Origin of the sequence: Streptomyces spiroverticillatus (assembly GCA_014650415.1) — a bacterium.
GTDB lineage: Bacteria > Actinomycetota > Actinomycetes > Streptomycetales > Streptomycetaceae > Streptomyces > Streptomyces spiroverticillatus.
Genome location: BMUX01000017.1, coordinates 1 through 10,351, shown reverse-complemented (window position 1 = coordinate 10,351; position 10,351 = coordinate 1). Strand labels below are relative to the sequence as shown.

At 70.7% G+C, this 10,351-nt stretch carries 11 protein-coding genes; 5 read left to right on the top strand and 6 right to left on the bottom strand.

From position 1 onward, the window contains the following. Positions 1-156: 156 nt before the first annotated feature. Both IE269_RS33440 and IE269_RS33435 read left to right on the top strand, forming a co-directional pair. Positions 157-537 carry an FKBP-type peptidyl-prolyl cis-trans isomerase gene (locus IE269_RS33440; RefSeq protein ID WP_189827017.1) on the top strand — a complete coding sequence of 127 codons (381 nt, stop codon included), beginning with the start codon at positions 157-159 and terminating at the stop codon, positions 535-537. 133 nt (positions 538-670) lie between these two features. After that, complete coding sequence (locus IE269_RS33435; RefSeq protein WP_189827016.1) at positions 671-904, top strand: hypothetical protein; 234 nt, start codon at positions 671-673, stop codon at positions 902-904. Positions 905-949: 45 nt separating this feature from the next. Here IE269_RS33435 and IE269_RS33430 read toward each other — a convergent pair whose 3' ends face one another. Beyond that, positions 950-1,216: a hypothetical protein gene (locus tag IE269_RS33430; protein ID WP_189827015.1), complete on the bottom strand. Its 267-nt coding sequence runs from the start codon at positions 1,214-1,216 to the stop codon at positions 950-952. Beyond that, on the bottom strand, positions 1,213-1,512 hold the full coding sequence (locus IE269_RS33425) for a hypothetical protein (RefSeq protein WP_189827014.1): 300 nt from the start codon (positions 1,510-1,512) through the stop codon (positions 1,213-1,215). The genes IE269_RS33430 and IE269_RS33425 overlap by 4 nt, the downstream gene beginning before the upstream one ends. A 205-nt stretch (positions 1,513-1,717) precedes the next feature. On the opposite strand from IE269_RS33425, the gene IE269_RS33420 reads away from it, so the two are divergent. The 3 genes from IE269_RS33420 to IE269_RS33410 all read left to right on the top strand — a co-directional run bounded on the left by IE269_RS33420 (position 1,718) and on the right by IE269_RS33410 (position 4,198). Beyond that, positions 1,718-2,518, top strand: a complete 801-nt coding sequence (locus IE269_RS33420; protein WP_229898446.1) for an ABC transporter substrate-binding protein — start codon at positions 1,718-1,720, stop codon at positions 2,516-2,518. Positions 2,519-2,591: 73 nt separating this feature from the next. Then, entirely contained in the window at positions 2,592-3,371 is a 780-nt protein-coding gene (locus IE269_RS33415) for an amino acid ABC transporter permease (protein ID WP_189827161.1), read from the top strand. Further along, positions 3,368-4,198, top strand: a complete 831-nt coding sequence (locus IE269_RS33410; RefSeq protein ID WP_438817653.1) for an amino acid ABC transporter ATP-binding protein — start codon at positions 3,368-3,370, stop codon at positions 4,196-4,198. Before IE269_RS33415 ends, IE269_RS33410 begins: the two co-directional genes overlap by 4 nt. Positions 4,199-4,447: 249 nt before the next feature. Here IE269_RS33410 and IE269_RS33405 read toward each other — a convergent pair whose 3' ends face one another. The 4 genes from IE269_RS33405 to IE269_RS33390 form a co-directional block, all read right to left on the bottom strand. After that, positions 4,448-5,845 (bottom strand): hypothetical protein, encoded by a 1,398-nt coding sequence (locus IE269_RS33405; RefSeq protein ID WP_189827011.1) that lies wholly within the window; start codon positions 5,843-5,845, stop codon positions 4,448-4,450. Positions 5,846-6,616: 771 nt separating this feature from the next. Beyond that, the gene (locus tag IE269_RS33400; RefSeq protein WP_189827010.1) at positions 6,617-9,205 is read right to left on the bottom strand and encodes a DUF4118 domain-containing protein; all 2,589 of its coding nucleotides are present in this window, start codon (positions 9,203-9,205) and stop codon (positions 6,617-6,619) included. Positions 9,206-9,221: 16 nt separating this feature from the next. Beyond that, positions 9,222-9,908: a response regulator gene (locus IE269_RS33395; protein ID WP_189827009.1), complete on the bottom strand. Its 687-nt coding sequence runs from the start codon at positions 9,906-9,908 to the stop codon at positions 9,222-9,224. 95 nt (positions 9,909-10,003) lie between these two features. Further along, a partial coding sequence (locus IE269_RS33390) for a potassium-transporting ATPase subunit C (RefSeq protein ID WP_189827008.1) occupies positions 10,004-10,351 on the bottom strand: 348 nt, incomplete at its 5' end.

The following is a 10,351-nucleotide window of genomic DNA, read 5'->3' as shown; positions in this document are numbered from 1 at the left end:
TCTCCCCTGTGTCACGGCCCGCCGCCGAACGACGGCACGCTGATGAAACCCGCCAGCGGCAACGCACCGTGACGATGGAAAGAGACTGTAGGTGCACCCACTGACAATGGGTCCGAACACCCATGCCCACGCCCGACCACGAACCACGAGGCCACCATGACCCCGGAACCCACCAAGCCCGACGTCGAACTCCCCGAGGGCGCCGCCCCCGAGGAGCTGACCGTCCGTGACCTCGTCGTCGGGGACGGGCCCGAGGCGAAGCCGGGCCGGGTCGTACGCATCCACTACGTAGGGATCACCTTCGCCTCCGGCAAGGAGTTCGACGCCTCCTGGGACCGGGACGAGCCGTTCAAGTTCGCGGTGGGCGGCGGCCGGGCCATCAAGGGCCTGGACCGGGGAATCCGCGGCATGCGCGTGGGCGGCCGCCGCGAGATCGCCGTCCCCCCGCGCCTCGGCTACGGCAAGGAGTCCCCCACCTCGCTCATCCCGCCCCACTCCACCCTCCTCTTCGTGGTCGACCTGCTCTCGGTCGCCTGAGAGCCGCCTGCGCATATTCCGCTTCTGCCGAGGCACCGGACATTCGGCAGGCGCACCGGACGATCAGCATGCGCACCGAACGAATGGAGAACCTCATGCACCACCACAGCCGCACCTTCCCCGGAGCGCGCCGGTGAACGGAGGCATACCGCCGCTGCGGGACCGCAGATTCGCGGCGGCGTTCATTGTCGTGGTGCATGCGATGGTGGGGGTTTTCGTGACCGGCCTGGTCGTCTCCTTGCTGACGACGAGCACCGTCGTGCAGGGCGCGGGAGTGCTCGTGGGCGGAGCTTTGGGAGCCGCCTTCGCCGCCTGGCGCATCCGACGCACCCCCGAGGAGGAACGCGAGGACGACGGCGGCTACTAGCGCCCCGGCACATCACGGCGTCATCGGCCGGCTCCGGTCACCCGCTCAGGGCCCGGCCACCAGATACGTGATCAGCGCCGCGTCCAGCGCGCCGTCGTACCGGTACAGGACGGAGATGCCGCGGCCGCCGGTCTCCTCGGGAAGCAGTTCGACGACGTACGAGGACGAACCCGGACCGGAGTCGGGGACCGACTCGCCGCGCCCGGGGGCCGACTCCAGAGACAGCCGGACGTCCTCGACGGCGGCGCGTTCGCGCGGGCTCAGGTCCAGGCGGGCCTTCTCGGCGGCGTCGGAGTAGAAGGCGTGGGTCACCGGCCGCCGGCCTTCGCGTCGAGCCTGCGGCGGAGCTCGGCGGCGACGTCGTCGTCGGTACGGGCCAGGGCGGCCGCGCCCTCGGGGTCGCAGCGCAGCAGGACCCGGTGCCGGTAGCGTTGGACGAGGCGGCGGGCCTGGGTGAGGTCGTCGAGGTCGGCGTCGGCCAGCCGTTCCTCGAACTCGTCCACCTCGGCGGACGTCCCGTACGTCCGCAGGGCCAGGCGGAGTTCGCGGACGGTGGTCATGGGCGGTGCGGGGACGGGCCGGTGGTGGTGTTCGGGTTGTGCGGTCATGGTCGCCTCCTCGTCGTCCCTCTCGACGCTACTGGGCCCGGGGCGGGCTCCGCACGTGCTTGGTGGAGACATCCGGCACCCGCGATGGCAAGATCGGCGCAACGCACGCGCACCGGAGCACCACAGCACCACAGCACCGCAACCGCACCACGATTCCGTGAGGCCCGCCCCCGGGTGTCGGCCGAACCTCTCGTCTGGAGGCGTTTTGTCCGCTCGCACCGTGCTGCCCCTCGTCACTGCCGTCACCGCTGTGGTTGTCTTAGCGACCGGCTGTACGAGTACGAAGAACACCGGCTCCGGCGGGTCCGGGGTCGCCCTCGTCAAGGAGGGCAAGCTCACGACCTGCACCCATCTTCCGTACGAGCCCTTCCAGTTCCGCAAGGACAACAAGGTGGTCGGCTTCGATGTCGACATCGTCGATCTGGTCGCCAAGGAGCTGGGCGTCACCCAGGAGATCGTCGACACGCCCTTCGAGGGGATTCAGACCGGCGAGGACCTGAACGCCGGCAAGTGCGACCTCGCGGCCGCCGGGATGACCATCACCGCGGTGCGCGAGCAGAACCTCGACTTCTCGGGGCCGTACTTCGACGCCACCCAGGCCCTGATCGCGAAGAAGGGGTCGCCCTACACCTCCCTTGCGAGCCTGAAGGGGAAGAAGCTGGGTGTTCAGCAGGGGACGACCGGTGAGACGTACGCGAAGAAGAACGGCGCGGGCGTCGAGACGGTGCAGTTCGAGGACGTGGCGCTGCTGCTGACCGCCGTGAAGACGGGGCAGGTGGACGCCGGGATCAACGACAACGGCGTGCTCTTCGAGTACGTACGAAAGAACGCCGACACCGCCGTCACCGCCGAGTTCGACACGGGCGAGAAGTACGGGATCGGGGTGAAGACCGGGAACACGGCCCTGCGTCAAGAGATCGACAAGGCGGTCAAGGCGGCGCGGGCGGACGGTCGTTACGACGCGATCTACAAGAAGTGGTTCCCCGCCGCTCCCAAGAAGCAGTGAGGGGCCTCCGCCGATGTCCACGCCCAAGTCCGCGCCCACGCCCACGCCCAAGTCCGCACCGAAGTCCAAGTCCATGTCCCGAAGGCAACGGACCCGGGTCGTGCGGGGTGTTCAGTACGCCGTACTGCTCGTCGTCGTGCTCGTGGTCGCCCTGGCCGCCGACTGGGGCGAGATCCGGCGCGCCTTCTTCGACGTCGAGGTCGCCAAGGCCCAGTTCCCCGAGATCATCACCACCGCGCTGGTCAACACCGTCCTGTACACCCTGCTCGGCTTCGGCTTCGGTCTGGCCCTCGGGCTGCTGCTCGCGCTGATGCGGCTGTCGAAGGTGCCGCCGTACCGGTGGCTGGCCGTCGCGTACATCGAGTTCTTCCGCGGGGTGCCCGCGCTGCTGGTCTTCATCGCGCTCGGCTTCGGCGTACCGCTGGCCTTCCAGGTGTCGCTCAACCAGTACGTGACGGTCATGCTGGCCCTCGGTCTGGTGGGCGCCGCGTACATGGCGGAGACGATCCGGGCGGGCATCCTCGCCGTGCCCAAGGGGCAGACGGAGGCGGCCCGTTCGCTCGGGATGTCGCAGGGCAGGGCGATGGTGTCGATCGTCATCCCGCAGGCGCTGCGGATCGTACTGCCGCCGCTCACCAACGAGTTGATCCTGCTGACGAAGGATTCGTCGCTGGTGTATCTGCTGGGGCTGTCGCTGTCGCAGTACGAGCTGGCGAAGTTCGGCAGGGACGCGCTGAACCAGAACCGCAGCCTGACCCCGATCCTGATCGCCGGGCTCTGCTACCTGGTGATCACCCTGCCGCTGGGCCATCTCGTCCGGCGGCTCGAAGCGAGCACGGCGAGGGCGAGGTGAGTGGGGTGGAGAAGTCTTCGAGGGAGGACAAGGAGCACGGGGCCGCGATCGAAGTGCGTGACCTGCACAAGTCGTTCGGGGCGCTGGAGGTGCTCTCGGGCATCGACTTCAGCGTCGCGTACGGCGAAGTGGTGTGCGTCATCGGACCCTCGGGGTCCGGGAAGTCGACGCTGCTGCGGTGCGTGAACCTGCTGGAGGAGCCGACCTCGGGCACGGTGTGGGTGGCGGGCGACGAGGTCACCGACCCGGACGTGGACATCGACCGGGTGCGTCGGGGCATCGGCATGGTCTTCCAGTCCTTCAACCTCTTCCCGCATCTGACCGCCCTGGAAAATCTGACGCTCCCTCAGCGTCGCGTGCTGGGACGGGACAAGGCGGAGGCGGCCCGCATCGGGCGGGACCGGCTGGCCCGCGTCGGCCTCACCGACAAGGAGGCCGTCTACCCGGCGAAGCTCTCCGGCGGGCAGCAGCAACGCGTCGCCATCGCACGGGCGTTGGCGATGGACCCGCAGCTGATGCTCTTCGACGAGCCGACCTCCGCTCTCGACCCGGAGCTGGTCGGCGACGTGCTGGCGGTGATGCGCTCGCTGGCCGACGAGGGCATGACGATGCTCGTCGTCACGCACGAGATGAGCTTCGCGAGGGAGGTCGCCGACCGGGTGGTCTTCATGGACGGCGGCGTCATCGTCGAGGAGGGCCCGCCGGAACAGGTGATCGACTCGCCGACGCACGCCCGCACCCGCTCCTTCCTGGCCCGGGTGCTCGACCCGGCTGCGGCGGGGCTGGGCGGTCCGGGGGAAGACGGTACGGACGGCGCTCGACCCTGACACCGTGTGAGGCCCTCAACCCGGAGACAGCACTTCACCGGCGGGTCCCCGCCCGGCCGGACCGGCCGGAGCGGGGACCCGGTCCACCGAGAGCCTGATCGAGAGCGAGGGACGGTGGAGTCGGCCGCCACGGTCGCCCACCGGGGCCCGATGGCCGCGGTCCTGCCGACGGCGCAGGCACTGGGCCTGTGGATCGAGGCCAACGGCCACCGTTCCGCCGGGTACCCCCGGGAGATCAGCCTGGAGTGGTCACGGGTTGCTGAACCCCCTCAGCCGCGGTCGCAGCCCGAGAACGGTCAGCGCCGCTGCTGCAACGAGCGTGCCGCCCGCGAGCAGGAGGGGGCCGGCCAGGAGGGAGCGCCCTTCGGCGGTGGCCTGTTCGTAGTGGGTGCGGTTGATGGCGATGGCCCGGTCGAGGGCGGTCGTCCAGGCGCCGAAGTGGGCGTTGGACTGACCTTCCTGCCAGCCGATGCCGAAGGCGACGGCCTCGCGCTCCTTGCCCTGGGCGACCAGGGCGCGCAGGGTGCGGTCGTCGCGCTGGTAGACGGCGTAGGCCGCCACCGTGCGCTCGGCGGCCTCGCGTTCGCCGGGGAAGGTGATGTTGTCCAGCTCGCGCCGGAACTCGCCGCCGAAGCGCAGGTCGGTGCGGTCGGCGCGGTAGGCGGCCCAGGTGCGGGAGAGGTCGTTGTTGTACGTGCCGAAGGTCGCGCCCCGAATCTCGTACAGGTTCTGGGACTTGGCGAAGTACGAGCACTCGTACGTGTCCCGGCGATCGGCGAACAGAAGGTAGCGGCTCTCGTCGGCGTTCAGGTCGTACGCGGTGGCGCGCGCCCGGGAGAGGGCGACGACCGAGTCGAAGGCGTCGTGGCGGGCGATCCGCAACTGCTCGGAGGAGGAGAGCAGGACGTGGCCGCCGAAGGTCAGGGCGAGGAGCGTGGCGAAGGTGGCGGCCAGCAGGGGCGGGTTGAGGATGCGCTGGAAGCGGCGGGCCAGGTGGAGCTGGAGGCCGACCAGGAGGGCGAGGAGGGTGACGCCGAGGAGGAGGGCGACGGCGCACTCGACGGTGATGCGGTCCCGGGCGGAGGTGACCTCGGCGGTGTAGGTGCGGTTGTTGACGTCGGTCAACTCCCTTGATTCAGGGAGGAGTTGGGTGCGGAGGAGTTCGGTGGCGGCGTGGTAGTCGTCGCGGGCGGGCTGCTTGCCGGCGGGGCGGCCGTCGTTCTCCAAGGCGCGGCCGATGAACTCCTGGTAGCGGGCGAAGTTCTCGGTGAGGGCCTCGACGGTCCGCGAGGCGTGCGGGTCGCCGTCGGCGGCGACGGCGAGCGTGCGCAGCTCACGGCTGATGGTGCGCCTCGAAGTGCCGTACAGCTCAAGGGCTTTGCGGTACGGAGTGGCCAGGCGTCCGGCGCCCGCGTCGCCGCTGGCGAGGAGGGTGTTGGCGGCCTGGGCGTCCATGTCGTTGAGCGCCAGGTTCAACCCGGCGGCGCTCGTGATGCGCGGAACGTGCCTCTCGGCGATGGCCTCCAGCGAGGACGAGAGCGCGAGGCCGCCGGTGGCCAGGAGGATCAGCAGCGCGCCTGCCAGTGCCAGGACCGCTGTACGGAGCAGTCGCAGACGGGCCGGGAGCGTCGCCCGACGAGTCCTCAACCATGCCCCGATTCGCGGCCGTTGGGGCTGCGGGCCGCCCGGCACCGGCCTTCCTGGTGGCTCGGTGCCGGGGGGTCCCACCTCGCGCACGACCGTCCCGCGCTGTGTGTCCGCTTCGGTCCGGGCCCCCACGCCCGGACTCCGCGCTTCTTCGGCGGTGATGGACACGCGCCCTCCAACCTCACACGGCGCGGACGGCCGTCCGCTCCCCCTGATCGGCAATCCTCTGCCGCTACGGGGCGCAGGGCTGCGCCCGTTGACGGCGCTCTGACGCCACGGTGCACGCTTCTGACGGCCGCTTGACGGGGCCGGACCGCCGCCCCGGTCAGGGCCTCACGGCTGTGCCCCTGAAGGGGCGCGGGGCTGTGCTGCACTTACGGCTCCACCCCGCGGGCGCGCCTCTTCAGGGGCGCGGGGGTGTGCCGACGTGCGGCTCCGCCGCGCGGGCGCGCCCTTCCCGTGCGGGCCGCTTGCTCTACCGCGCCCCTTCAGGGGCGCGGGGAACTGCGCGCCCAGCCACGACGCACCCGCACGGAACCGTGCAATTGCCCCCGCGGGTTTAGGTGAAGGGGCGGGGCTGGGGACCCCATGGCCCAGCGGGCCGGAGCTTCACCTGCCCGGTACCGGGAAGCGCCCCGTGGGCCCCGGGCCAAGCGCACCCCGCGTGCAAGGTGTGGGCGGGGGCGGCACCCTGGCGGGCCGGGAGCGGGAGGGGCCGCCCCCTTGCCCGCCCGTCCCGCCCCCGGGGGGCGGCCCCGCCGCCCAAGAGGGCTACAGGGAAAGGGGCGGAGGCGGCCCCTCCGCCACAGGGGCGAGGGAGACGGGAAAGCCGGACTCGGTGCGCAGGGTGAGGACCATGGTGAGGCCCCCGCCGGGCGTGTCCTCGGCGGCGAGGGTGCCGTCCATCGCCTCGACGAAGCCCCGGGCGACCGCGAGACCGAGGCCGACTCCGGCGCCGCGCGGGGAGTCCCCGTACCGCTGGAAAGCCTCGAAGATACGGTCCTTCGCCTCGTCGGGGACGCCGGGACCCCGGTCGGTCACGCGGAGTTCGACCCGGTCGGCCAGCGCGCTCGCGGCGACCAGGACGGGGGTGTCCTCGGGGCTGTACTTGACGGCGTTCTCGACGACGTTCGCGACGACCCGCTCCAGCAGCCCCTTGTCCGCCCGGACCATGGGCAGGGTTTCCGGGATGTCGAGGAGGACGCTGTCGTCGGGGATGCCGACGAGCGCCATCGGGACGACTTCGTCCAGGTCGATGGTGCGGACGAGCGGGGTGACGGTCCCGGTCTGGAGCCGGGACATGTCCAGGAGGTTCCCTACGAGGTGGTCGAGTCGGTCGGCACCCGCCTCGATGCCCGCGAGGAGTTCCGCCTCGTCCGACGCCGACCAGGCGATGTCGTCGGAGCGCAGGGACGTGACGGCGGCCTTGATGGCGGCGAGCGGGGTGCGCAGGTCGTGGCTGACGGCGGCGAGCAGGGAAGTGCGGATCTTGTTGTCCTGGGCGAGCCGCCGGGCGTCCTCGGCCTGACCGACCAGACGCTGACGGTCCAGTACGACGACGGCCTGCGCCGCGAAGGCACCGAGGACGCGCCGGTCCTCGGCCGGGAGGACCCGCCCGGACAGTGCGAGCGCGAGGTGATCGCCGACCGGCATCTCGACGTCGGCAAGCTCGGGACGGTCGACGGGGGCGGGCCCGGTGCTGCCGACACAGGTCCACGGCTCGACGTCGCTCTCCCGCTCCAGCAGGGCCACGGACTCCATCCCGAAGGTCTCCCGCACCCGCTCCAGCAGCGCGTCGAGCGTCGTCTCGCCGCGCAGGACGCTGCCCGCGAGGAAGGAGAGGATCTCGGACTCGGCGCGCAGCCGGGCGGCCTGGTGGGTGCGGCGGGCGGCGAGGTCCACGACGGAGGCCACCGCGAAGGCGATCGTCACGAAGACCGCGAGGGCGACGATGTTCTTGGGGTCGCTGATGGTCAGCTGCCCGACGGGCGGCGTGAAGAACCAGTTGAGCAGGAGCGAGCCGACGACCGCCGAGGCGAGCGCGGGCAGCAGTCCGCCGAGCAGGGCGGCGGCGATCGTCACGGACAGATACAGCAACATGTCGTTCGCCAGGCCGACTTCGGGCGCGAACGTGCTCAGGAGCAGGGTGAGGAGGACCGGTCCGCCGAGGCCGGTGAGCCACCCCCACAGGGTGCGGTGGCGGCCGAGCCGGGCACCGCGCGCGGCCGGCAGCGGACGGCGGCGCCCCGCCCCGGCCTCGTCGTGGGTGACGATGTGCACGTCGAGGTCGGGCCCCGACTCCCGGGCGACGGTGGAACTCACCCCGGGCCCCAGAACGTACTGCCAGCTTCTTCGCCGACTGACCCCCAGCACGATCTGCGTGGCGTTGACACCCCGCGCGAACTCCAGCAGCGAGGCCGGTATGTCGTCACCGATGACGTGATGGAAGGTGCCGCCGAGTTCCTCCACCAGGGTGCGCTGGACGGCGAGTTCCTTGGGCGAGGCGGAGGTGAGGCCGTCGCTGCGGCCGATGTAGACGGCGAGGACCTCGCCGCCCGCACCTTTCTCGGCGAGCCGCACGGCACGACGTACGAGAGTACGGCCCTCGGGCCCACCGGTCAGACCGACGACGATCCGCTCGCGCGAGCCCCAGATCGTGGAGACCTGATGGTCGGTCCGGTACTCCTGGAGGTACTCGTCCACCCGGTCGGCGGTCCACAGCAGCGCCAACTCCCGCAGGGCGGTGAGGTTTCCGGGCCGGAAGTAGTTGGAGAGGGCCGCGTCGATCTTGTCGGGCTTGTAGATGTTGCCGTGGGCCATGCGGCGGCGCAGCGCCTGCGGCGACATGTCGACCAGCTCGATCTGGTCGGCACGACGGACCACTTCGTCGGGTACGGTCTCGCGCTGACGCACCCCCGTTATCGACTCGACAACGTCGCCCAGGGACTCCAGGTGCTGGATGTTGAGGGAGGAGACGACGTCGATTCCGGCAGCGAGGAGTTCCTCGACGTCCTGCCAGCGCTTGGCGTTGCGCGAGCCGGGGACATTGGTGTGGGCGAGCTCGTCGACGAGGGCGACTACGGGCCGGCGGCTCAGGACCTCGTCGACGTCCATCTCGGTGAACACCGCACCCCGGTGGGTGAGTTCACGCCGCTCGACCTGTTCCAGGCCGTGCAGCATGGTCTCCGTACGGGCGCGGTTGTGGTGCTCCACGAAGGCGACGACGCAGTCGGTGCCGCGCTCGACCCTGCGGTGGGCCTCGGAGAGCATGGCGTACGTCTTGCCGACGCCCGGTGCCGCACCGAGGTAGATCCTGAGTTTGCCGCGTGTGCCGCTTCCGCTGCGTGTGCCGCGTCCCATGGCTGTCGTGTGTCTCTCATGCCTCGAAGCGGTAGCCCATGCCGGGTTCGGTGATGAGATACCGGGGGTGGGAGGGGTCGGGTTCCAGCTTGCGCCGGAGCTGGGCCATGTAGACCCGGAGGTAGTTGGAGTTCCTGGCGTGGGCCGGGCCCCAGACGTCCTGGAGGAGGCGGCGCTGGGAGATGAGGCGGCCCGGGTTGCAGATGAGTATTTCGAGGAGCTGCCACTCGGTGGGCGTGAGCCGTATGTCCCGGCCGCCCCGGCTCACCTTCTTGGCCACCAGGTTCACCGAGAAGTCCCCGGTGTCGACGACCGCCGCCGCCTCGGGCGCCTCGCGGCCCGGGTTCGTACGGCGCAGGGAGGCCCGGAGCCTGGCCAGCAGCTCGTCCATGCTGAACGGTTTGGTGAGGTAGTCGTCCGCCCCCGCCTCGAAGGCCTCTATCTTCTCGGGCGAACTGCGGCGCGCGGAGAGGACGAGGACGGGTGCCCCGGTCCAGGCGCGCAACGCCTTGATCACGTCTATGCCGTCCATGTCGGGCAGTCCGAGATCGAGCAGGATCGCATCCGGCTGGCGCGCCGCCGCGAGACGGAGTGCGCTGGCGCCGTCGGGGGCGGCGTCGACCCCGAACTCCCGCGCCTGAAGGTTGATCACGAGGGCCCGGACGAGTTGAGGGTCGTCCTCCACCACCAGCACCCGACTCATCGGCGTGCGGCCTTCCTGTCGATACGGTGGCAGTGGGTGGGACCCTGTCTGAACGGGGTCCCGCCCGCTGCCGCGTGGTGCGGTTGCTAAGCCCATCAGCCCTTGTTCACCAGGGTCTTGAGGGCGAGGTTGAGCTTGAGGACGTTGACGCGGGGCTCGCCGAGGAAGCCGAGGGTGCGACTGTCGGTGTTCTCGGTGACGAGCTTGTCGACGGCGGCGAGGTCGAGGTGGTTCTTCTCGGCGACGCGGTGGGTCTGGAGTTTCGCGTACGTCGGGGAGATGTGCGGGTCGAGGCCGGAGCCGGAGGAGGTGACGGCGTCGGCGGGGATGTCGGAGGGCTTGACGGTGTAGCCGTTCACCGAGTTGTCCTTGATGACGGCCTGCTGGGCGGAGAGGACCTTGTAGCAGAGGGTGGCCTGCTCGTCTTCGGTCTTGTACGCGGA